16 protein-coding genes are annotated in these 23,770 nt (G+C 44.5%); 10 read left to right on the top strand and 6 right to left on the bottom strand.

The genetic code is table 11. The annotated features are described in order from the left end of the window. Positions 1–7,225 (bottom strand): filamentous hemagglutinin N-terminal domain-containing protein (locus QZ938_RS26315; protein ID WP_293365656.1); only part of this gene is annotated, 7,225 nt, incomplete at its 3' end. A gap of 388 nt (positions 7,226–7,613) precedes the next feature. On the opposite strand from QZ938_RS26315, the gene QZ938_RS26310 reads away from it, so the two are divergent. Then, a complete protein-coding gene (locus tag QZ938_RS26310; protein ID WP_293151297.1) occupies positions 7,614–7,769 on the top strand; it encodes a hypothetical protein in 156 nt (51 codons plus the stop codon). Positions 7,770–8,433: 664 nt separating this feature from the next. Here the strand turns inward: QZ938_RS26310 and QZ938_RS26305 are convergent. After that, positions 8,434–8,670, bottom strand: coding sequence for a hypothetical protein (locus QZ938_RS26305; protein WP_293151300.1), 237 nt, complete (start codon positions 8,668–8,670; stop codon positions 8,434–8,436). On the opposite strand from QZ938_RS26305, the gene QZ938_RS26300 reads away from it, so the two are divergent. The 3 genes from QZ938_RS26300 (at position 8,669) to atpC (ending at position 11,538) form a co-directional block, all read left to right on the top strand. Continuing rightward, positions 8,669–9,373 carry a PEP-CTERM sorting domain-containing protein gene (locus tag QZ938_RS26300; RefSeq protein WP_293354406.1) on the top strand — a complete coding sequence of 235 codons (705 nt, stop codon included), beginning with the start codon at positions 8,669–8,671 and terminating at the stop codon, positions 9,371–9,373. The two genes, QZ938_RS26305 and QZ938_RS26300, sit on opposite strands and share 2 nt — an antisense overlap. Before the next feature lie 126 nt (positions 9,374–9,499). Continuing rightward, positions 9,500–10,957, top strand: coding sequence for a F0F1 ATP synthase subunit beta (atpD, locus tag QZ938_RS26295; RefSeq protein WP_293151306.1), 1,458 nt, complete (start codon positions 9,500–9,502; stop codon positions 10,955–10,957). 173 nt (positions 10,958–11,130) lie between these two features. Further along, positions 11,131–11,538 (top strand): ATP synthase F1 subunit epsilon, encoded by a 408-nt coding sequence (atpC, locus tag QZ938_RS26290; protein WP_293151311.1) that lies wholly within the window; start codon positions 11,131–11,133, stop codon positions 11,536–11,538. A 217-nt stretch (positions 11,539–11,755) separates the two neighbouring features. On the opposite strand, the gene QZ938_RS26285 is transcribed toward atpC, so the two are convergent. Then, complete coding sequence (locus QZ938_RS26285) at positions 11,756–12,055, bottom strand: hypothetical protein (RefSeq protein ID WP_293151314.1); 300 nt, start codon at positions 12,053–12,055, stop codon at positions 11,756–11,758. 136 nt (positions 12,056–12,191) lie between these two features. On the opposite strand from QZ938_RS26285, the gene QZ938_RS26280 reads away from it, so the two are divergent. The 6 genes from QZ938_RS26280 to QZ938_RS26255 all read left to right on the top strand — a co-directional run bounded on the left by QZ938_RS26280 (position 12,192) and on the right by QZ938_RS26255 (position 21,761). Then, on the top strand, positions 12,192–13,019 hold the full coding sequence (locus tag QZ938_RS26280; protein WP_293151317.1) for a transposase: 828 nt from the start codon (positions 12,192–12,194) through the stop codon (positions 13,017–13,019). Next, entirely contained in the window at positions 12,934–13,206 is a 273-nt protein-coding gene (locus QZ938_RS33155; RefSeq protein WP_363318898.1) for an IS200/IS605 family accessory protein TnpB-related protein, read from the top strand. The genes QZ938_RS26280 and QZ938_RS33155 overlap by 86 nt, the downstream gene beginning before the upstream one ends. Beyond that, a complete protein-coding gene (locus QZ938_RS26270; RefSeq protein ID WP_293354404.1) occupies positions 13,091–13,360 on the top strand; it encodes a hypothetical protein in 270 nt (89 codons plus the stop codon). The genes QZ938_RS33155 and QZ938_RS26270 overlap by 116 nt, the downstream gene beginning before the upstream one ends. A gap of 194 nt (positions 13,361–13,554) precedes the next feature. Continuing rightward, on the top strand, positions 13,555–14,610 hold the full coding sequence (locus tag QZ938_RS26265; protein ID WP_293151320.1) for a sulfonate ABC transporter substrate-binding protein: 1,056 nt from the start codon (positions 13,555–13,557) through the stop codon (positions 14,608–14,610). Between the two features lie 118 nt (positions 14,611–14,728). Continuing rightward, on the top strand, positions 14,729–18,004 hold the full coding sequence (locus tag QZ938_RS26260; RefSeq protein ID WP_293354402.1) for a response regulator: 3,276 nt from the start codon (positions 14,729–14,731) through the stop codon (positions 18,002–18,004). A 358-nt stretch (positions 18,005–18,362) separates the two neighbouring features. Continuing rightward, complete coding sequence (locus tag QZ938_RS26255; protein WP_293354400.1) at positions 18,363–21,761, top strand: ATP-binding protein; 3,399 nt, start codon at positions 18,363–18,365, stop codon at positions 21,759–21,761. Positions 21,762–21,971: 210 nt separating this feature from the next. Here the strand turns inward: QZ938_RS26255 and QZ938_RS26250 are convergent, their stop codons facing one another. The 3 genes from QZ938_RS26250 to QZ938_RS26240 all read right to left on the bottom strand — a co-directional run bounded on the left by QZ938_RS26250 (position 21,972) and on the right by QZ938_RS26240 (position 23,752). After that, positions 21,972–22,244, bottom strand: a complete 273-nt coding sequence (locus QZ938_RS26250; RefSeq protein ID WP_293151329.1) for a peptidoglycan-binding domain-containing protein — start codon at positions 22,242–22,244, stop codon at positions 21,972–21,974. A 70-nt stretch (positions 22,245–22,314) separates the two neighbouring features. Then, positions 22,315–22,596 (bottom strand): peptidoglycan-binding domain-containing protein, encoded by a 282-nt coding sequence (locus tag QZ938_RS26245; protein ID WP_293354398.1) that lies wholly within the window; start codon positions 22,594–22,596, stop codon positions 22,315–22,317. Between the two features lie 949 nt (positions 22,597–23,545). Then, positions 23,546–23,752, bottom strand: coding sequence for a hypothetical protein (locus tag QZ938_RS26240; RefSeq protein ID WP_293151338.1), 207 nt, complete (start codon positions 23,750–23,752; stop codon positions 23,546–23,548). Positions 23,753–23,770: the final 18 nt, after the last annotated feature.

Raw genomic sequence — 23,770 nt, 5'->3', positions numbered from 1 at the left:
GCCGAACACTACCAGTGTTCGGCCCATTTGTCGGCGGAATGATACCCGGGTTCGGCTCATTTGTCGGCGGAATGATACCCGGGTTCGGCTCATTTGTCGGCGGAATGATACCCGGGTTCGGCTCATTTGTCGGCGGAATGATACCCGGGTTCGGCTCATTTGTCGGCGGGATTGGCTGCCGATTTGTTGGCGCTGGATCTTTGCCGTCGTCAGTCAACAACACAATATTACCCACAATACTAGAACGCGGAAACGACTGCGATGTAATTCTAGATTGTCCAGTTGTAATTGCACCCGCCGTACCGTTAATAGTAGTATCTCCCACGACAAACGGTTGAATCGGCGGCCCTTGATCTCCACCAGCGTGCACAATTGTAATTTTGCCACCACCGGCGCCACCGGCAGTAGAAATACTAGCAAATCCTGTTGGCGAAAGTGAGGTGGAAAAACCACCTGTAGCGCGGAAAAAATTCCCCGTCGAAATAAAGACATCGCCACCAGTGCCACCTGTACCGCCTTGGGCATTAATTGACTCTACTTGCAGATCGCCGATCGGATCTAAGAACACATTACCACCATTTCCGGGTGTACCGAAGGAGGTAATTTTTCCCGCCGTAATTGAATTTAAAGCTTTAACGGTAATGTTCCCGCCAGTATTTCCCGCTGTATTCAAATCTCTAGCATTCACTTTTCCGGTAGGGCTCAACAGCTCGATTGTCCCTCCATTTGCCCCGTTTGAAGCAGTGACATTTCCCAACAAATTGATATTTCCGGTGCTATTTACTTGCAAGCTTTGCGCGTTAATCTTCGAGTTTGCTGTCACATCCGCAGCATTGGCTGTCAGATTTCCTAGGGCTGTGGTTGCGCCCACCGATCCATTGAAAGTGATGCTGCCGCTACCTGCTGCGAGATTTAGATTCCGGGCGCCATCTATACTGTCGATCGCACCTCCAAAGCCAATATTCCCCCCAGCCGTCTTCAATACAGCATCTTTCGTCAACCCGAGAGTACCGTTAACATTGATATTGCCGTTATTCGTGGTAACATTGCCACCCAACTTAGTATTTAAGGCAGTAACATTCAAACCTGTCAGTGGCGTTGTGTTGCCGATATTTCCTTGCAGCAGCACATTGCCTTTAGTAGCATTGATGTTCAAGCGCCGAGATCCATCGATCGCACCTGCGATACTAACATTACCGACGGCACTGCTGAGAGCGACATCACTGCCGAGTTTGACATTATTGCTGTTAAGAGCAATACTGCTGTTGTCATTTCCGGTAATATTGGCGTTAAGTGCGATCGTACCACTGCCCGCTTGAATCGTGACTGGGGCGGTAAAAGTGAGATCGTTAGGAATAGTAATATTGCCGGTGCCATTCAATTTCCCGATCGCGATCGAGCTAAATCCCTTTTGAATCAAATTAATTTCCGATGCCGTCAAATCTAAAGCGGGAGTAGTGTTGTCGGTGCCACCAACCACAATATTTTGTCCTGCCTTTGTCGGTTGCAACGCTAGCGATGCCGTACCAGAAACCTTATCGGAAAAATTTATTTCACTTGCTGTTAAATTCAGCGAGTTACTTCCTGCTGCTAAAGTCGAACCGAAAGCAATAGTTGCATCTCCCGGTGTCAAACTTACAGGAGCTTTTAGTGTCACCGGGCCTTGAAAACTGATGTTATCATTAGTTGTGGTGACATTGTCGCTAAGCGCAACACTTCCCGGCCCTTTTTGACTGAATGCACCGTCTAAATTCAGGTTTTTCTCAATATTGAGATTAACCTTATTGGTAATTGTGAGCGTGCCGTCATTGTTGGTTGTGACAATTCCTTTGAGATTAACATTGTCAGCAGCAATACCGAGATTGCCAGCTACCTCAACAGTCTTGTTGAAAGTAACGTCGCTGCCTGCGAGAATCTGATTGTTGGCAATTGTCACTGCATCTGCATAAGTTTGAGCGCCAGTTGTCGTGACGCTGCCACCTAAAGATGTTTTGCTGTTGGCAGTTAAACTTGTCAGAGGAGTTGTTTTGCCGATCGCACTTGTGAAGGTAACATTACCGCTAGCCGCCTTCACCGTCAAATCGCCACCACCGTCAACAGTATTGTTAAAAGTTAATTCGCTGCCAGACAGAATCGGATTGTTGGCAATCGTAACTGCATCGTTATAGGTTTGAGTGCCGGTTGTAGTGACATTTCCCTTCACTTGAGTTATACCACCCGCATCTGTAGTCAAACTCGCCGCCTTGACTGTTTGATTAAATGCAGTTATTCCTTGAGAGTTAGCTTTCAGATTGCCGATCGCACTTGCAGCCCCAACTGCACCGCTGAATGTAATATTGCCACTACCCGAATTCACAGTCAAATCGCTACTACCGTCAACACTATTATTGAAAGTCACAGCGCTACCTGACAGAATCGGATTGTTGGCAACTGTGACAGCATCTCCATAGGTTTGAGCGCCAGTTGTAATGACATTCCCCTTGAGTATAGTTGCACCAACCGCATTGGTAGTGATGCTAGCAGAACTGACAGTATTAAATGTGGTTATACCTGTAGAGTTAGCAGTCAGATTGCCGATCGCACTTAGAGTCCCAACTGCACCGCTAAATGTAATATTACCGCTACCCCCATTCACAGTCAAATTGCTGCTACCGTTCACAGTATCCTTGAAAGTAACGCCGGTGCCTGCGAGAATTGGATTGTTGGCAATTGTGACAGCATCTCCATAGGTTTGAGCGCCGGTGGTAGTCACATTGCCATTTAATTCAGTTTTGCCGCCAGCATTGGTAGTGAAACTGGTAGCAGTGACAGCATTAAATGTAGCCGTACCACCACTGTTGACAATAATATTTCCTAAGGGTGCGGTATTACCTATAGCACCTTTCACCGCAATATTTACCGTACCTGTTTCTAAAGTGAGATTGCCACTGCCATCAATATTATCATTCAACAGAATCTTGCCACTTGCTGAATTTCCATTGCTGATTAAGACGCTATCTCCGACTGAGACATTACCCTTAATTGTGATATCTTGAGCTGCGGTGGTAATATTTCCATTCAGGTTATTAGTAGTAGCGTTGAGAGTAACTGAAGCATCATCAGTTCCCGAAATTGCTTGACCTTTATTTACAACAATTGTGCCTTGAGTATTAAAAGTCACAGGATCTTTGAAAACAGCAGGCAAATTGTCTACCGTGATATTGCCTGTTGTAGAATTAGTTCCGATCGCAATTCCACTAAATCCATTAGCCAAGGACGATAAAAATTGTTTTCCTAAATCGATCGCCTTCGGATCGTCAGCAAGTGCATCCTGGAAGCGAATTCCGACATTGGGCGAAGACGGCGCAATTGACAAAGTACCCTTACCCTGTACGGAATCTGGGCCTCCCGAAAAGCTCATGTCATTACCGCTAATGCTAATATTTCCCGTACCGGGCAATCCCCTAGCATCAATGATATTGATCCGAACTAGATTGGGTGTGGCGATCGCGATATCGCCACCCGCACCGTTCGTAGAACTAGAGTTCCAAACTACTCCGGGATCTGCTAAAATGTTGCCTGTTTTGCCCGTGAGGGTGATTTTTCCACCATAGCCAGCGGTAGAACTAGAGTTAAGATTACCAGGACTAATATTGTTGGCACTCAGTGCAATCGGGCCGCCAATTCCGGTAGTAGAACTGGTATCGATCGCCCCTGTGGAACTCCTCGTAATATTACCATTGTTGCTCGTAAGCGCGATCGCCCGTCCGGGATTCGTAATATTGCCTGTAGTAATATCGCCAGTAGTGGTAATCGCGATCGGGTTTGATTTAGAATTGGTAACATTCAGAGAATTAACTATTGTCAGGGAAGCCAAAGGCACAGTCCCCCCTATTGCTTCGCTGAGATTGATAATACCTGTTCCCGAAGTCAAAGTTAACTTCCCATCACCGTCAACAGTTCCCCCAAAATTAATATCGCCTGCCTTCGTTAACCCAGTATCGAGAGTGACATTAGAACCCTGAACGAGAGACACTTTACCACCAAACGTAATATTCTGTTCGTTGGTGACAACATTTGCATTTAAGTTAGTAGTGGGAGCATCAAAACTAATTGAAGCATTATTTATCCCTTTAATGTTGCCATTGACTGCAATTGTGCCGCTAGTTTGGGGAGATCGAAAGGTGACCGGAAAATCAAAAGTAACAGCACTGGGGTCAGCAATTGCGATCGTCCCACTGCCGTCCGCCCGCCCGACAATCATTTGGGAAAATCCCTTGAAAGCTGCGAGTTCAGTAGTGCTGAGATTCAAATCAGTAGAATTACCAGCAGTGCCAACAGTAATACCTAAACTTGGAGTCAGGGGTTGCAACAGAATCGTACCTTTCCCACTGACTTGAGACGTGGGTGAAACCGTAATTGCATCACTGGTCAAAGTAACATCATTACCGGTTCCCGCCGTCAGGTTAATGTTGCTATTATTCAGGTTAATTTCATTAGTACCGCTTGGCCCATTACCAGTCAGAGCAACATTTCCCACCGTCGATTTGAGCGCTCCATTATTCAGATAAATTGCCGCCGAACCGATTGCTGCCTTACCATTCAGATCGATACTTGCCTTCGTCGATTCTACTGCTGAATTACCCTCAACAATAATGCCATAATTTGTTTTATTGATACCAGTCCCCGCACCTGTGCCAGTCATGGCGATATTTCCACTCGCCGATCGCACGTTAGAATTAGCAACAGATATCCCGCTGTTATTGTCTGTGCCCGCACCAGCCGTACCGTTGAAAGAAATACTTCCGCTTCCAGTTGATTCAACTAACGATCCATTTAGAAGTGGTACCTCTGACGACGGCAGGTTTTCCATGCGAATACCCTGGTTACCGCTTCCAGTGCCACCACCTGTCCCTGCGAAACTGATGTTTCCATTGTTTGATAGCACTTTGCTGGCGTTAATCAATATCCCGAGATTGTTGTTTGTGCCCGCACCGCCGGTACCGCTGAAAGAAATACTGCCGCTTCCAGTTGATTGCACTAAGGCCGCGTTGTCGATCGCAATACCGTAATTACTGCTGCCACTGCTGCCACCTTTTCCAATAAGACTGATATCTCCATTGAGCGATTTAACGCTGCTATTTGTCTCAATAGATATCCCTCTATTGCTGCCATTAATCCCATTGCCACCCGTACCCGTCAGGCCGACTTTTCCCGTTCCCGTTGATTCCACCACGGCATTACCCAACATCTGAATTCCGTATCCAGATCCGCTGCCGTTACCAGTCAGTGTAATCTCACCATTGAATGAACTTATCGTAGGCCCGCGCAAAACTATCCCGGAACTATTGAGGCTACCACCGCTAGTGCCGCTAAGGGTAATCTTTCCCGTTCCAGTAGTTGCTAAAGTAGCTGTTGTAGCAGGTGTAACGGTTCCGCCAGATACTTGAATGCCGACGTTGCCTGACGAATTTACTGCACTACTACCAGTGAGATCAATATTTCCACCACCAGCATTAATTGTACCACCATTAATATTAATCCCATTTCCATTGACAGTATTCCCGCGGCCAATACCGGTAAAATTGCCACCATTTGTATTAATCGTCGCATTGGTAATGGTGAGACTACCACCGGTGAAATTATCGGCATCTGCATTGACGGTGATATTGCCTCCCTGAGTTGTGATATTGTTGTTAACAAATATGCTATTACTGGCATTCAGAGTCAGGGAATTTTTATTGGCCCAAGCAATCGGAGCGCTAACTGTAATATCCCCTGCACTCGCACCAAGAGATGTAGTAGAAATAGTGACATTACCTAAACCCAATTGCGTTTGCAGCGTCCCGTTATTAATTGTAGCCGTAGGCGCAGCGATACCGGGAGCAAACACTCCTCCCCCGAATGCACCGCCTGCATCCGCACCTGTGCTAATAGTAATATTAGTAGGATCTAACAATAAGGTTCCGGCACTGCCCACAGTCGATCGCAAATCCACCAACCCAGCGAAATCCAGCGATTGTTTTCCCGATACCTCCACAAACCCGCCATTCCCAGAAAACAAGCCACCTCGGGCAGTAATATTCCCATTAAAACGAGTAGTTTCATCAGCCCAAACAATCACTCGCCCGCCATTACCGTTGCTAATCGCATCCACATTAATTGTCGAATCTGCACTCACAAACGTCCGCACAGCATTCGGCACAGTCCCCAAACCCTGAAAATCTCCGCCAATCAGTACATTCCCGCCGCCGTTAATACCCGAAGCATCGATGTTAGCCGCGATCGCGCCTACTTGAGAACCCAATATGTTAACATTACCGCCAGTATTGCCAGAGACGTTGATACTGCCGCTGGCGATCGCAGTTCCCGCAGTTACAGGCACAGCCACATTCCCCGCCAGCACAACATCCCCATTCGCATTTACCGTCAAATTCGTTGCTTGTTCCTGCCCTTTACCCGTCAGTAACTCCGGCAAAGATAACACCGGCTGCGTCCAATTATTCGGCAGCGAACCCCCAGTTGCTGTTGGTTGAACATCCAAACTCAATAAATTTCCCGCTTGAGAAATCCGCACCAAATTTTGACCGGGTACAGCCGCAATCAGAATGTTACCTCCGGGCGCCGTTAACTGACCTGTATTGACAACTGTACCCCCCGTCAAACTTAAACTTTGACCGGGCGCCACGGTCAAATTTCCTGCATTTACAATGCTTCCTGCTTGCGGACTGGTAAATGCGAGACTGTTCGGATTCCCGATTAAAGTTGCCCAGTTGTTATTGGCGATCGCGCTAAACCACTGATTGTTCCCAAAACCGATACCTGTGGCCGCCGTGGCGTTAAAAGAACCCGGTACGTTGAGGCTGGCATTTTGTCCGAAAATTATCCCCGACGGATTCATCAAAAACAGGTTGGAATTGCCACCTGTCACTTGAATTAAGCCGTTGATTACAGAAGGATTTCCTCCGTTAATTCTTCCTAAGATATTTTGAATGTTGGGATTGCTTAAAAAGTTTGCCGTTTGACCGGAACTGAGACCAAACTGAGTAAAACTGTGAAACAGGTTAGCCTTGTCACCGCCCAATGACCCCCCGGAAATGTCGTAGCGATTGCCGTTGGGTGTCACGACTGTGTTCGTGCCGTCTGGTGCGGGGGTGATGGGTTGCGCGGAAGCCGAGCCGGCCGCTGCATTGAGGCAGCCAACTATGAATAACCATGCGAGCAAATGTAGTTTGTTGGCTGCCATTGTGGTTAAAGATTTGTGCTAAAAGTGCGATCGTATTTATCTTTCCCTATTCTGACTCATGAAGGTTCCTCCTGTCAATAGGATTGATACTATTTCCCCTCAGAAAAATATAGTAAATCCGCAGGAAATCTATCTATTTAATCACCATAAATAATTGTTTTAAAGCTGGAACCCTTTTAAGGATAAATTAAAAGCAGACTATTCATTACTCCAATCCTCTTCTTTGCTTTGTCAAGTGCTGTCAACTATCAAATATTAATTATCAAATATTAACTAAGCTGTGGAGGATTTAAACCCCTAACTATCCAGCTCCGGGTGCGTCAGCTACAACACTGACTATACATGGAAAATACCTTGAAACTGACGCACCCTACAATACGCATTTTAAATGCTCCACAGCTTGTCAACTGTCAACTGTCAACTGTCAACTGTCAACTGTCAACTGTCAAGTGCCAAACAACTCCCTCCCATCGCTACTCCCGGCCGCCGCCACATCCCAGCTCGCTTTAGCCAAGCAACTCACCCAACAGCCAAAATTTTCTGAGAAACTTTATAATTTTGGGACGAGCTTTACCAAAATTTCACAAAAATTGACAAAAAAAATATATAAATTTTGATGAAAGCTAATATTTGCAAGTCTTCCAGTCAATTTGAGACACTTAGCGATACCAATAGATGTAGTAGCTTGTAAATCTATACTGAGTAAAAATCTGGCTGTGACAGGTCACCAACCCCAGCTATCAAGGCATGGGGCTTGAAATCGGACTACGCACCTTCACAAATTCAGGACTAAACCAGTGTCTAGCCTACGTCTTTAAGACAAACTGAACTATCACTCCTTGTGGTATCCCCCAAAACGTTAAGAATGCCACCGCAGCGTTTTTAACCACTTTGGCAGTCAGTGGCTAGCGGGAAATATACACCTAGAAATAGGGCTTACCGTAACTTTTCGGTAGCAAACACTATGCGTACAGGGTCGCAAAATTTGAAACGGTAATTGTCCCGTTGAAAGTGCAACACTTTCATCACACCGAACTCTTGCGACTCGCCCGGCGGTAGTAACAACAAATGTAAAGCCGTCCTAAAAGGACGGGGTTTCAAACCCATTTTTCTGATGAAAATATTCTGCCACTAGAGTATCAGTGAAAACTCTTAGAACAAGCACTCATTGACTCAAAAACACACCTAAGTGATATCAGTCTCTAGAGTCACTGGTGTAGAGCCTGTTTGGTCGGTTTGACGATCGCCCTTAATATCCGAGGGTCGCGATCGTCTATTCCCGTCATGGCAAGATACAAGCTAGGATTTAGCACCTTACTAACTAACAATACTGGAGGAATCAGGGTTATGGCTACCTTAACGCTAGTCAAAAAAACATCTTTTACAGTCGCCAGCTTGGCAACCACAATCTTGCTCAGCATCTGTACGCCCGCCCGAGCTTTCATGTTTGGCACCAGCGGCATCCAGTTCGATCGAGATACCAATATCAACTTTACATTCGACCAATCTCACGGCGCTTACCAGTCTAGCTTGTGGGTAGCCCAAGCTCAGACAGGAGTCAATGGCTACAGCAACATCACCCGACTGTTTTACGAGTTCAAACCCTCAGATAACGGAAGCGCCTATGAATGGAAAGGAACCTTCGGCAACTCAGTCAGCTCGAACAACGGCTCCCCAACTCAAACCTTCACCTTTTTGCAGGATCAAGTTTATGCCCTGCTGCTGTGGAGCGACAGCGGTAGTGGCAAACAATTCGAGCAGTACGCCTCCAGCAGCACCTTCATGAACAGCCCCGAATGGTTTGCCGCCAACACCCAGTTTCGCAGAGATGACTGTGTGGCGGCCGGATGCCAGCAAGCCGTCTTTGGCGACTTTGAACTCAACCCCCGCTCCCCCGACTCATTTACAAGTATCAACGGCGGTAAAGGCCCAGAACAATATTCATCCCTCACAATGGCCCAACTGGTTCAGGGTACAAAAATTTCCTTCGACGATGCCGGAGATGGAAACGATCGCGACTTCCAAGACTTCACCGTCTCCGCCGAGCTAGCACCCGAGCCTGTGACAGTGTTCGGCACCATGCTGGGGATCGGGGCTTTGGCGGCGGCTCGCGGAAAAAAAAAGCGACAGCAGCAACCAAAAAAATGACTCTTAAGCATCCCCATACAAATCTAAATAGTGAGTCTGTTCAGTGGTACTCTGAGAAATAGCATTTCTAAATGTTAAGACTTTTTCCACAACGGGAAAAATAGAATCCTAACAAAGGCACTATTCATGGTATCCACTGCAACAAAAACGAACGTAGGCTACATCACCCAAATCATCGGGCCTGTTGTAGACGTAAAATTCCCAGGTGGCAAACTGCCCCAAATCTATAACGCTCTCACAATTTCCGGCAAAAACGAAGCAGGTCAAGACGTTGCCGTTACCTGCGAAGTTCAGCAACTGCTCGGAGACAGCCAAGTGCGTGCAGTTTCCATGAGTACCACCGACGGCTTGGTGCGTGGCATGGAAGTAGTAGATACAGGAGAATCCATCCAAGTTCCGGTCGGAATCCCAACTCTCGGCCGTATTTTTAACGTCATCGGCGAACCCGTAGACAACCTCGGCCCGGTCAATACTTCCGAGAGTATGCCCATTCACCGCAACCCGCCGGCTTTCACCGAACTGGAAACCAAACCTTCGGTGTTTGAAACTGGGATCAAGGTCATCGACCTCCTGGCTCCCTACCGTCGCGGTGGCAAAATCGGTTTGTTCGGCGGCGCAGGCGTCGGCAAAACCGTAATTATGATGGAACTCGTGAACAACATCGCTAAAGCTCACGGCGGCGTGTCCGTGTTTGGCGGTGTGGGCGAGCGCACCCGTGAAGGTAATGACCTTTACAAGGAAATGATCGAATCTGGGGTTATTAACGAAGAAGACCGCAGCAAGTCGAAAATTGCCCTGGTATACGGTCAAATGAACGAGCCACCTGGTGCTCGGATGCGCGTGGGCCTGTCGGCTCTGGCGATGGCGGAATACTTCCGCGATGTCAGCAAGCAAGACGTGCTTCTGTTCATTGACAACATCTTCCGGTTCGTACAAGCTGGTTCTGAAGTATCCGCTCTCTTGGGTCGGATGCCTTCGGCTGTGGGATATCAGCCGACTCTCGGTACAGACATGGGCGACTTGCAAGAACGGATTACTTCGACTACTGAAGGTTCGATTACTTCGGTACAAGCTGTGTACGTACCTGCGGATGACTTGACTGACCCCGCTCCAGCTACAACTTTTGCTCACTTAGACGCTACAACTGTGTTGTCTCGCGGTTTGGCTGCGAAGGGCATTTATCCGGCTGTTGACCCGCTGGATTCTACTTCTACAATGTTGCAAGTTAGCGTTGTTGGCGAAGAGCACTATGGTGTTGCTCGTCAGGTGCAGTCTACTCTGCAACGCTACAAGGAATTGCAAGATATTATTGCGATTTTGGGTTTGGACGAGCTGTCTGAAGATGACCGCTTGACTGTTTCTCGCGCTCGCAAAATTGAACGCTTCTTGTCTCAACCGTTCTTTGTAGCAGAAGTGTTCACCGGTTCCCCCGGTAAGTACGTCAAGTTGGCAGATACCATTAAGGGCTTCCAAATGATTTTGGCTGGCGAACTTGATGAGTTACCTGAACAAGCTTTCTATTTGGTTGGCGATATCAATGAGGCGATCGCCAAAGCTGAAAAAATGAAGGCTGACGCTAAGTAATTTTAGTCAGTTGACAGTTGACAGTTGACAGTTGACAGTTGTCATTAGTCAGCAGTCATTAGTTAATAGCTAATGACTGCTGACTAATGACGAATAACTAACAACTAATAACTAACAACTAATGACTAACAACTAATGACTAATGACTGCTGACTAATGACTAAGGACAATTTATGACATTAACTGTGCGCGTAGTGGCCCCAGACAAAACTGTTTGGGATTCTAATGCTGAAGAAGTAATTCTGCCAAGCACGACAGGCCAATTGGGTATCTTGACCGGTCACGCTCCGATGTTGACTGCTTTGGATACCGGAGTGATGCGCGTCCGTCCTGGTAAGGAATGGGTGTCTATTGCTCTGATGGGCGGCTTTGCAGAAATCCAAGAAAACCAAGTAACTATCCTTGTCAACGGCGCTGAAAAAGGCGAAACGATTGATAAAGAAGCTGCTCGTACTGCTTACACCGAAGCAGAAGCTCGTTTGGAAAGCTCTGCTAGTGGCACTTTGCAAGAGCAAATTCAAGCTAAGCAAGCAATCAAACGTGCGAGAGCTCGTTTTCAAGCGGCCGGCGGCACGATTTAGTCCTCAGGGTAGGGACACGGTGCTTTTGTATCTCTGGTTGGTATCCAAGTCTAGATCCCCCCTAACCCCCCTTCTTAAGGGGGGGGACAAGAGTATTCAAAGTCCCCCTTCTTAAGGGGGATTTAGGGGGATCTAGACTCAGGGATCAACGAGATTTCTTAAGGGTTTTAGACTTAAGTTGACACCAATCAACATTGTTGTGTTCCTAGTGTGAGTGCTAAACCCCGGCCTCGGACAATAGAAATTGCATTGTTTCCCAAGATAGCCCTTGCTCGATATAGCGGGGGTTATTTGGATTGTAGGGACTATAGAGCCGATCGACACTGACAATCTTTGCTGTCTCCGGCAAAACTGGCACTTCTGGATCGCTCGCGGTCGATCGCACCAGGGAGCTAGAAAACCCTTTAAAAATAGCAATTTCGTCGAATTCGCCGTCAATTTCGGCCTTCACGATTAACACTTCGTGCGATCGGGCGATCGTGTATTGTTCCAAGCGGCGAGCAATAGAGTCAGCCATAGCAAATATCACCGATAATGCGCGAAGGGAAGCCCCCATCTTTCCAGTATGGGAAGGAACGTCGCGCCAATTAATTAAACGTCCGACAGGACATCCGCTTTGACAGTATAATGCACTTAGGTGAGTTTTGATTGGTATGAAACAATTTCTGACGCTAGTTGTCAAGCTTCAAGTAGATATTAATCAGCAGCAAATGTTGATTGATACAGCTAGTGCTTTTGCGTCAGCTTGTAACTGGATAAATCAAAATGTCAATCCAGGTTTGACTAACAGAAACTCAGTTCAAGCCGTCTGTTACAAAGAAGTAAAAGAACAGTTTCAATTAACAGCTAATCATGTAGTTAGAGCTTGTGCCAGAATAGCTGCCAATCGTTTAACCGCCAAACACAAAGGTAAAAAGGTTAAATCTATTCAACCAACGAGCTTTGATTGTGATGCGAGAACTTTTCGTTTCATTGAGTCTAACTGGACGGTTAGTATTAGCACTATTGGTAAGAGGTTAACTGCACCCATTAGAGCGAGTAGCTACCATCGCGACAAACTGCACGGCCAACAACCTACCTCTGCTCAAATCTGTTTACATCGTGATGGGGATTGGTACGTTCATCTTCAGCTCAAATCCCAAACGCCAACCCCTCTTGCATCGGCAAGTGTAATTGGGGTTGATTTGGGTAGACGAGATATAGCTGTTACAAGCACGGGGAAATCCTGGTCAGGAAAGGAGATTCAAAAAACTAGAGACAAATATAGTCGTGTTAGAACTTCTCTTCAAAAGAAAGCATCTCAAGGCACAAGATCAACTAGACGTAGAGCTAGACAGATTTTGAAACGGTTATCGGGACTTGATGTGAAGATACCAAGCATGGCTCACCCACAACATCTCGAAAGCGATTATTCAAGAGGCAAAACAAACTCAATCCTTTGTTTCTATCGAAGATTTAACAGGGATTCGCGAACGAACTAACTCGAAACCTAGAAACAAAACTGAAAGAAGGCGGTCTAATTCTTGGGCTTTTTATCAGTTAAAAACATTTCTTGAATATAAAGGAATTAAGGAAGGAGTATCGGTGGTTACCGTCAACCCAGCCTATACAAGCCAAAGCTGCCATTGTTGGCAAGCATATCGGTGTCAGAACCCAGAAGCAATTTAAGTGCAGCAATCAAGCCTGTGGCCCGATTGGAGGCGCCGATGTTAATGGCTCAAAGATGATTGCTTTAGTGGGGCTGAGTGTAAACCAGCCCAGAGGTTCTCAGTTGTTGGCTTGCACGATAACTGAATGGCTACCAAAAGCCCTCGCCTTCTAGGCGTGGGGTAGTTTACTTTCCTGAAATCTGCTATAATATAGCTTAATTTTGCCGCTCATTTCAGAGACGGCCAGCCAAAATTTTCTATTTAATTAGACCGTTTTTAACACCTGGAAATCAGCGGACATAACATAAGTCCTGTCAAAAAGATCTCGAAGATATTACTCCTGCAAAACCTACTTCGACGATATTTTATGAGCCACAAAAATCCGAGGTTTCAATTATCGTTTTTGATTCAAAATATTAAACAGCATTTGGCTTGGAAATATTCGCTGCTATTTATACTATTTTTTTGCTTGAGTTTAACTGTAGCAAGTTGCAACTCCGATCTGATAAATAGCTTTACAGAAAAAAAAACGAACTCATTCTCAAACTTAACAAAAATAGTAAGAATCGGCCATCAGCCTTTCGGAGCGCTGTTTTATCTCAAAGCTAAAGGATCTTTGGAAACCCGTTTAGCAAAAATGGGATGGTCTGTAGAATGGACGGAATTTGTCACAGGGCCACCAATTTTAAAAGCAATAGGACAAGGAAAAATTGATCTGGGTTATGCAGGAGTTACGCCGCCAATTTTTGCCCAATCAGAGGGCATACCTTTCGTTTATATTGCTAATGATTCAGCTTTACCGGGCAGCATTGGCATCATAGTTCCTGAAAATTCTCCTATTAGGACTCTCGCAGATCTTAAAGGCAAGAAAATAGCAGCCACTCGGAAAACATCAGCTCACTATTTGTTAATTCGGGCGTTAACTCAAGGCGGATTGAAGTTAAAAGATGTCGAATTAGTCGATTTGTCTCCGCCAAAAGCTCAGGAAGCATTTCTGAGAGGTGAAGTTGATGCTTGGGCGGTTTGGCAGCCGTTTTTAGCTAAGTTACAGGAAACTATGCCTGCTCATTTCCTGACTGATAGCGAGCAACTGATCAATGACAGAAACTTTTATTTGGCAAGTCGCTCTTTTGCTAGCAACTTTCCCGATATTGTTAAAACAGTCATGGGAGAAACGCGACAGATGGCTAATTGGATAACTAAAAATCCCGAGCGAGCAGTAGAATTTATCACCGCTCGAACCGGAATGAAAAAAACCACAGCTAGAAGTTTAACTAAAAGCCGTACCTACGATTTGTTACCAATTCAAGACAGGGCAGTTGAAGAACAACAACGCATTGCTGAAATTTTCTTTAGGTTGGGACTCCTGCCGGATCGAATTTGGATTGAAGATCGGATCTGGAAACAAAAATTAGATTTATAAAACCACAAGTTAGCCAAAGGTAACGATAAATTAAAGGTGGCGATTGTAGCGACGCTACGAAAAATGAAATTAGGTGTATTCTAGAGAGAGAGTTAAAACTGTTAAGTAGCAGAATCAAATGTCCTCAATTGCCAATCAACTGCGTTATGGTTTTGTCTCGATTGTTGTGGCAAGCGTATTGATGGCAGGGAGTACGTTAGCTTACCTCAGCTTTCGGGGACAAATAGAACAGACAAAACAGTTTCAGTACGAGCGATCGCAAGCTGCGGCTGCCCAAATTAGCGCTTATCTGGATAACTTGCAGCGCCAACTCAATTATTTGTCAGAATTGCGTGGCTTAACAGAATTCAATGCTGAAACTCAGCGCAGCATTCTTGAAGGATTAATCAATAGCAATAGCGCCTACGAAGTGGTGGGAATTTTAAACAATAACGGTCAAGTCGTACAAGTAATGTCGCCTTACGAATCATACTCTACATCTAGCTTGAGTTTAGCAGGTATTTCGGGAGATTCGCCTCTATTTTGGGAGACGTTTCGACAGGCTCAAAATTATGTGAGTTCAGTAGATGTCGATATGAAGACAACGGTTAATGTTGTTAATTTGTCCGTGCCTATTCGCGACAGTAAAAATAAAATTGCTGGAGTATTATTTGCGAGAGTAAGTCTAAACTTTTTAATTCAAATTGCAGCCCGATCGCAAGTTGGAAAAACTGGATACAGCTATGTTATCGACAACCGCTCGGTGCTGATTTCGGAAACAGGAAACAAGGTTAATCCGTATTTACTCGGAGATTTGAAAGGGCGATCGTTTGTGGGAGAGTTATCGAAATTAGCTTTAGCTTCGGGGATGCAATCTCCGCTGGTTTATCGAGGCTGGCGCGGGGAGGAAGTCATGGGCACGGGTGCGATCGTCCGCAGGGTACAGTGGATGGTGGTTGTAGAGCTACCTACAGCCGAAGCTTACGCTCCCGTGCGATCGCTCATCTACGTCATGGGTGCAGTTACCACCGTCAGCGCCCTCGCCGCCGTGGGCTTGGGAGTCGCTTTTGCGCGATCGCTCACAAATCCTTTAAAATCTCTAACATCCGCAGCTACTGAAATGACTAGCGGCATATTGGAAACTCGGGTAAATATTGCCGCATCTAACGAACTAGGAAAATTAGCTAATGCCTTCAACAGCATGGCCGGTCAATTGGAAGTATCTTTCACAAAATTAGAGCATCAAAATGCTCAATTGCAGCGACTTGACAAACTCAAAGACGAATTTTTAGCCAATACTTCTCACGAACTCCGCACCCCACTGAACGGCATTATCGGTTTAACAGAATCTTTGATCGATGGTGCTACAGGACAATTACCAGCACTGACTATTTCCAATCTAGAAATTATTGCATCTAGTGGCAGAAGACTGTCAAATCTCATCAACGACATTCTCGATTTCTCCAAGCTGAGACACAAAAATATTGAACTACAAATCAAGCCCGTCGGCATTCGAGAAATTGTCGATATCGTAGTAACTCTTTCTCAACCTCTAATTGGCACAAAAAACTTGCAGTTGATTAATTCAGTCACTCCCGACATTCCCCTGGTGGATGCCGACGAAAATCGGGTGCAACAAATTCTTTACAACTTGATCGGCAATGCGATTAAATTTACCGACAATGGTACTGTAGAAATTTCGGCGAATGCGATCGGCTTGGAATCGCCGCAGTTGGCAAAAAAAGAAAGTTCAGTAACGAGCCAGCTTCTATCTTTAATTGTGAGGTCAAAACTGCAAATTACCGTATCCGATACGGGAATTGGCATTGCTGAAGATAAGTTAGAACGAATTTTTGAATCCTTTGAACAAGCAGACGGCTCCACTGCTAGAGAACACGGAGGAACTGGTTTAGGTTTGGCAGTTACAAAGCAGTTAGTCGAGCTGCACGGTGGCGAAATTCAAGTATCTTCAGAACTCGGTGTTGGTTCCCAGTTTACCTTTAGTTTGCCAATTTCTAAAAATCAATATCTCGATGACAAGCAGTTGCCAGCAACTGCTCGACATTCTTTAGTTTCGAGAACAGAAGAGCGCAAGTTGATAATTAATGAAGCTGCTCCACCAAGTTTTAACAATAACAGTTCTAGTGCTACTAAGCTCCCCTTAGATAATAAAAAAGTAAAAATTTTGATTGTAGATGACGAACCTGTAAATATTCAGGTATTAACTAACAATCTACTTCTTGAAAATTATACAATCGCCGAAGCTAGCAGCGGTAGAGAAGCTTTAGCTCTTCTCGACAGAGGCTACAAACCCGATCTAATATTGCTAGATATCATGATGCCACGGATGACTGGTTACGAAGTTTGCGATAAAGTCAGGGAGAAATTCACGGCTAGCGAATTGCCAATCGTCATGCTAACCGCCAAAAATCAAGTATCTGACTTAGTCCAAGGTTTCAATGCAGGAGCCAATGATTTTTTAACTAAACCTTTTCTCAAAAATGAATTGCTAGCTAGAATCAAAACTCACATCCGTCTCACAAAAATCAATGCAGCTTATGGTAGATTTGTGCCTCACGACTTTCTGCGATTTTTGGGACACGAAAGTATTGTTGATGTTCAACTAGGCGATCAAATCCAGAAAGAAATGACAGTTTTATTTTCTGATATTCGCTCCTTTACAACTATCTCCGAAGCTATGACTCCCCAAGAAAATTTTAATTTTCTCAACAGCTACCTAAGTCGAGTCAGTCCGGTAATTCGCGATCACAAAGGTTTCATTGATAAATATATTGGCGATGCGATTATGGCACTATTTCCTGAGTCGGCAGATGATGCTGTTCGCGCGGCAGTGGAAATGCAAAAACAAGTTATTCTTTTCAACGATCGCCGACAAACAAGGGATTACGCACCAATTACGATCGGTATTGGTTTGCACGCGGGCACTTTAATGCTGGGTACGATTGGCGAAGAAGAACGGATGGAGAGTACCGTGATTGCTGATGCGGTGAATCTCGCGTCTCGTTTGGAAGGATTGACTAAGGTTTACGGCTCTGGAATTCTCGTTACTGAATCAATTTTAGAGCGTTTGGGCGATCGATCGCAATATCTGTGCCGATTTGTCGATCGAGTCACAGTAAAAGGGAAAACATCTGCCGTGTCGGTGTTTGAAATTTATGATGCAGAAACAGAACAAAGCATTCAGCTAAAACAGGAAACTGCTGCTGCATTTCAACAAGGTATACAGCTTTATGTCGAGCAAAATTTTCCTAAAGCGCAAAAAATCTTTAAGAATATTTGCGAAACAAATCCTCAAGATAAGTTGGCAGCAATCTACTACCAGCGCTCTCTGAAACATCAAATGTATGGAGTTCCAGAAGGATGGTCGGGGATAGAATGTTTGGATGAAAAGTAGTAAAAGTAGCATCAATCTGAAGTCAGAAATTTTCAGGTCTTTATCGATTTTTCTGGAGCTAGTCTCAGTCATAATATATTCATACCGAAGCCTGAAGACCCAAAATGGGGAATTTCCCCGAAAATCCGCTGTAGAGTTCGCTAGGTTTGACTTCATAATCGAATATAATGCGTAAAGCTATGCGAAAAAAAACCTGGTTTCTATAAAAAATCTCAGGTTTGACAGCGATTCAGGAAACAACCTAGAATCAGGCTGTTATTGTGTAACTTTTGTTCAACTACAACAAGGTTTACAATACTTAACAGCGGTGTAGCTTCCCTCCGACTATAAACCGTGTCTTTTAATCTAAATTAATGTTATGTCAACTTTTTCTCTTAATCGCTTAGCTGCCAAACTTTCAGGAAAAATGCCGCTGCAAACTGTACTCATAGTTCCGTTTGTCTTGCAAGTATTTGCAGCGGTGGGAATTGTGGGATATTTATCATTTAAGAACTCTCAAAAAGCCGTGAACGATCTTGCAGATCAGTTAATGGGGGAAGTGAGCAATCGCATCGAGCAAAATTTGATAACTTATTTGCAAACTCCGCACCAAATCAATCAAAGCAAGCTGGATGCACTGAAGCTGGGTTTTGTGAACATCAAAGACTTGCCAGCTTGGGAAAAGTATCTGTGGCGGCAAGTGCAATTATATCCTTATATCAATTTTACCTCCTTCGCCAATCGCAATGGAGAATACCGCACTGGCGAAAAGATGTCGAATGGGACTTTATTGATTAACGCCTCCGGCCCGTCTACCAAATTTAATTTTTATTCCTACAATACTAATGATAGTGGCGATCGCACAAAAATAGCAGCCACCATCAAAAACTTCGACATCCGACAGAACCCTTTATACAAAGATGCCTCTGTAGCAGGCAAAACCACTTGGAGTTCAGTTGATGTCTCCTTGCTAGAACCCACACTGCTTGTCAGCGCGCTGCAACCAGTTTACAACAACCAGAAACAGCTAGACGGAGTATTAATTACGGCTTTGCGTCTGGACAGTATCGGTGAATTTTTAAACAGCCTCAAAATAGGCAAATCCGGTCAAACTTTTATTATCGAAAGAAAGGGAACGCTGCTGGCAACTTCCACCCCAGAAAAACCTTTCCGCAACAAAAACGGTAAAAAACAACAGTTTCAAGTCAAAGAAAGCAGCGATATCGTAACCCAGAGTACAGCTAAATACTTAGAAAGTCACTTTCAAGACTTGCAGCAAATTACCAAATCGAAACTAATCCATTTTGAAATCAACGGCAAGCAGCAATTTTTAAAAGTTATGCCATTCCAAGATGGCAAAGGTTTAGATTGGCTCATTGTCGTCGTCGTTCCAGAAGCCGATTTTATGGAACAAATAAATGCCGGCAATAGAACTACAATCTTGCTATGTCTGGCAGCTTTGGCTGTAGCTACTGCGATCGGAATTTGCACTTCTCGCTGGATTACCAAACCAATTTTAAAATTAAAAGATGCAGCAATAGATTTGTCTCAAGGACAATTTGACAGAACTGTCAAGCTCGATCGTTCCGACGAGTTGGGCGTGCTTGCTACTGCTTTTAACAGCATGGCAGCACAACTGCAAACATCTTTTAGTGCCTTAGAAGCTAAAAATATCCAATTGCAGCAACTGGACAAACTGAAAGACGAATTCTTAGCCAATACTTCCCACGAACTCCGCACTCCCCTCAACGGCATTATTGGGATTGCAGAATCTTTGATAGACGGTGCTACCGGGAAACTGCCAGAAACGACCAATTTCAACTTAGCTTTGATTGCATCGTCAGGAAAAAGATTGGCTTCTTTAATAAACGATATCCTCGACTTTTCTCAGCTCAAACACAAAAGTCTTGAACTGCAAACTAAGTCAGTCAACCTCCGAGAAATCGTCTTTGTGATTCTCAAATTATGTCAGCCATTGGTAGGCACAAAAAAATTGCAATTGATTAACTCAGTTGCTCCGGAATTGCCACCAATAGCAGCCGACGAGAATCGTTTGGAGCAAATACTTTATAACTTAATCGGCAACGCGATTAAATTCACTGAAAGCGGCACAGTTGAGATTTCAGCAGCATTGATAGCGAGCCATGAAGAATCATCACCTAATCCCCAATTGGCGATTACTGTATCCGACACAGGCATTGGCATCCCCGAAAATAAATTAGAGCAAATTTTTGAATCCTTTGAACAAGCTGACGGTTCCACTGCTAGAGAATATGGTGGGACGGGTTTAGGGTTGGCTGTTGCCAAGAAATTAGTGGAATTACACGGCGGTAAAATCTCGGTATCTTCAAGTGTAGGCGTAGGTTCCCAATTCATATTTACTTTACCCGTCTCAGAGAGTCAGCCCGATTTTAGCAGCAAACAACCTGGTTTAACCGAGGGCGAGGAGATTTTAATCGCTCCTGAATTAGACCCCGAATTATCTCTAGTAAATTCTACTATCTTAACCAAAATGGACTTGATAGAAGAAGGTGAAAAAGTAAAAGTTTTAGTGGTCGATGATGAACCAATTAACATTCAGGTCATTATCAATAATCTCGCTCTGGAAAACTATGCGATCACTCAAGCGATCAACGGTAGAGAAGCTTTAAATCTGATTGAATCAGGATTTAAGCCCGACTTGATTTTACTCGACGTAATGATGCCGCAGATGACTGGTTATGAAGTCTGTCGAGCAGTTCGCCAACAATACTCACCTTTGGAAATGCCGATTCTGATGCTGACGGCCAAAAATCAAACGAGTGACTTGGTAGAAGCTTTTAACTCAGAAGCGAATGATTATATAACTAAACCTTTTATCAAAAAGGAATTGTTAGCCCGAATCAAGACGCAAATTAGTCTCGCAAAACTGAATGCAGCTTACGGCAAGTTTGTGCCGCACGATTTTTTAAAGTTGCTTGAAAGACCGAGTATTATTGAAGTCAAATTAGGCGACAATCAGGAAAAGAATATGACTGTACTTTTTGCTGATATTCGCTCTTTTACGGTACTTTCAGAACAGATGACACCAGCCGAAAACTTTGCATTTATCAATAGTTACTTGGGAAGGGTTAGCCCTGCAATCAGGGAAAACAACGGGTTTATTGATAAATATATTGGCGATGCAGTGATGGCTTTGTTTCCGACATCTCCATCAGATGGTGTGCGAGCAGCAATTGATATGCAAAAAGAATTGAGTATCTACAACGAGCAGCGAGAACAAAACGGCTTGTTGCCGATCGCGATCGGCATTGGTTTGCACGCGGGCAATTTGATGTTGGGTACAATTGGCGAGCGAGAACGGATGGAAAGTACCGTGATTTCTGATGCGGTAAATCTCGCGTCTCGTTTGGAAGGATTGACTAAGGTTTACGGCTCGGGGATTCTCGTTAGCGGTGAAATTATCGATCGCCTGGACGATTCAGAAACATACAACTACAGATTTGTCGATCGAGTAACGGTGAAAGGAAAGACAACTGCTGTGTCGGTGTTTGAAATTTATGATGCAGAAACAGAACAAAGCATTCTCCTCAAACAGCAAACTGCGGAGATTTTTCAAGAAGCTCTCAATTTTTACTACCAGAAAAAATTTGTTGCTGCTCAAAAAGTATTTGAGAATATTTTAGAAATCAATCCTGAGGATCTGGTAGCCACGCTATATTTCAAGCGTTCTCGCAAGTATCGAATGTATGGAGTACCCGAGGGGTGGTCTGGGGTGGAAGACGGGGCGGAAAAGTAGGTGGCTTTTCTAAGGAAGAGGGTTCGCTTCGGCTTCACTCGGAGGGTAAAAATAGGGATTCCGCAAGAAGACTTGAGTTATGGAGGAGAGAAGGAAGCGATCGCATTGGTGTCAGCATTTAAAAACGTTCTCAGCGTCGGGTGCGGTTGCTATAAAAGATAGGGCGCGCACGGCACGCCCTACTCTGTTTAAAATATGGTAGTACAAACTTTAAAATACAGTTGTACAAACGCCCAATTTATTCCAAGTTTTCGGGCCGACAATGCCATCAGCAGCGATTTTTTGTTGCTGTTGAAAACTGATGACTGCTTGTTGGGTTTTCGCGCCGAACGATCCATCAGTATTTAGGGAAGCTCCACTGACATTTAAAAGTCGTTGGAGGTAGCGGACATCCTCATTTTGGGTGACAGCATCGTTGCGTTGGAGTAGGGGAAAATAACGGCAGGAAGGTAATTCAAGGCGAGTTGCGTTTGTGGTTTGCATGGTTGGATTCTCCATTTATTGTTTGCAAATTGCGATCGACAAAAAAGTGCGGGCAAATGTTGGCAGTGATTTAACAAGGAGGTTCGCTAACGCAAGCGCCTAATTTCGTCCAAGTTTGCTGGCCAACAATGCCATCTACAGTAATCTTATTTTTCTTTTGAAAGTTGATGACTGCTTGTTCGGTTTTGGCACCGAAGAATCCATCAGTTGCTACGGGATATCCTTTTTTAACTAAGGATTGTTGGAGATAGCGCACGTCTTTATTGGCGGCAGGGCTGCTATCATTTCGTCGCAGTGTGGGCAAGGAAGAGCACATCGGTAATTGAGCCTGAATTTCGTTTGTGGCTTGCATGGTTTTATTGGGGATTAGTGGTTTGCAAGTTGTTTGAACCTGCTATTCCCTAGTTGTAGCTGTGGTGGAAAGTGCTTTAACAGTCGCTTTTTTCAGTGACGCTTGTTTGAGGTAGCTCAGATGAGTGACAGAAGAAAGGAGGTTCGTTCAGTTGACAGTTGACAGTTGACAGTTGACAGTTGACAGTTGACAGTTGACAGTTGACCTGGGATAGCGACCTCTACCTAGAAGTCCGAGGATTGGAGTAATGAATCGTCTGATTTTAATTTCTACGCCAAAGAGAGAGGCTTTCAACCAATTCTTTAGCGTATTGAGATAGTGCTTGGTTATTTCATATAAAAAAATATTTTATATTGACGAAGATAATATCGGGATTTTTGGGTTCAAATTAGCTTAAGTATCGCTACTCGCAACTATTTTTTAATGACATATTCAAATACGAAAATCCCCAACTATTAAGATCTGGGGATTTTCTCGATATGGCGCGCTTGAGCCAAGGTATGTAGTTGCGCTTCATCGCGCTCTTTCCTAATCTTATAAAGCAATACGGTTTACTTAACGCTTTTGATGAATTTCATCTGACGATTTTTGGATTATAAAGAGGTGAAGTAGATATTAAGAATATTTTACCACAGAGAACACAGAGAACACAGAGAGGGGAGGGATAAAAGGTTTTTTTACGACATCCAAAACCCTCGCAATACTCTGCGCCCTCTGCGCCCTCTGCGCCCTCTGTGGTTCAAAACTCTTCTCTTGATGGAGTGGATTGTATTTCAATACGGTTTACTTAATGCTTTTGATGAATTTAATCTGACGATTTTCTGGCAATATAGCCATTTTGGGCAAGTCAGATTTTTCTTAAGTCAACTGTATTGTCTTATAAAGAGCGCGCAGAAGCGCAACTACTTACCTAGTCAGTAAGGTTGAATAGACTTGCTGCACAAACAACCTATTTTTTTTCTGCTTCTTTTTCTGAAGGTGAAGGAGCTAGCAGACCGGAGATGGCGCCGATCGCATTACTGCCAATCACAACAAAAAGCGGAGGGATTTCCTTGCCCATGACAGAGAGTGTCATGCCAAAAGTAAGTGAAATCATAATCGAGCCTGCTAAACTGCCAACAATTAGGCGGTAACAAAAGTTATCAGATTTATACATGATTAATTCAATTGTGAA

This window comes from Microcoleus sp. CAWBG27, assembly GCF_020883145.1.
Classification (GTDB): Bacteria; Cyanobacteriota; Cyanobacteriia; order Cyanobacteriales; family Microcoleaceae; genus Microcoleus.
Note: the sequence above shows the minus strand (reverse complement) of the source record. Positions and strands in the feature narration are given on the sequence as shown.

Excerpts from the sequence above, each read along its gene's own strand:
- QZ938_RS26255 (WP_293354400.1), top strand. The coding sequence starts at position 18,363 with ATGTCAACTTTTTCTCTTAATCGCTTAGCTGCCAAACTTTCAGGAAAA.
- QZ938_RS26280 (WP_293151317.1), top strand. The coding sequence starts at position 12,192 with ATGAAACAATTTCTGACGCTAGTTGTCAAGCTTCAAGTAGATATTAAT.
- QZ938_RS26305 (WP_293151300.1), bottom strand. The coding sequence starts at position 8,670 with ATGAAAGCTCGGGCGGGCGTACAGATGCTGAGCAAGATTGTGGTTGCC.
- QZ938_RS26310 (WP_293151297.1), top strand. The coding sequence starts at position 7,614 with ATGCTCCACAGCTTGTCAACTGTCAACTGTCAACTGTCAACTGTCAAC.
- QZ938_RS26285 (WP_293151314.1), bottom strand. The coding sequence starts at position 12,055 with ATGGCTGACTCTATTGCTCGCCGCTTGGAACAATACACGATCGCCCGA.
- QZ938_RS26260 (WP_293354402.1), top strand. The coding sequence starts at position 14,729 with ATGTCCTCAATTGCCAATCAACTGCGTTATGGTTTTGTCTCGATTGTT.
- QZ938_RS26300 (WP_293354406.1), top strand. The coding sequence starts at position 8,669 with ATGTTTGGCACCAGCGGCATCCAGTTCGATCGAGATACCAATATCAAC.
- QZ938_RS26250 (WP_293151329.1), bottom strand. The coding sequence starts at position 22,244 with ATGCAAACCACAAACGCAACTCGCCTTGAATTACCTTCCTGCCGTTAT.
- atpD (WP_293151306.1), top strand. The coding sequence starts at position 9,500 with ATGGTATCCACTGCAACAAAAACGAACGTAGGCTACATCACCCAAATC.
- QZ938_RS26265 (WP_293151320.1), top strand. The coding sequence starts at position 13,555 with ATGAGCCACAAAAATCCGAGGTTTCAATTATCGTTTTTGATTCAAAAT.
- QZ938_RS26240 (WP_293151338.1), bottom strand. The coding sequence starts at position 23,752 with ATGTATAAATCTGATAACTTTTGTTACCGCCTAATTGTTGGCAGTTTA.
- atpC (WP_293151311.1), top strand. The coding sequence starts at position 11,131 with ATGACATTAACTGTGCGCGTAGTGGCCCCAGACAAAACTGTTTGGGAT.
- QZ938_RS26245 (WP_293354398.1), bottom strand. The coding sequence starts at position 22,596 with ATGCAAGCCACAAACGAAATTCAGGCTCAATTACCGATGTGCTCTTCC.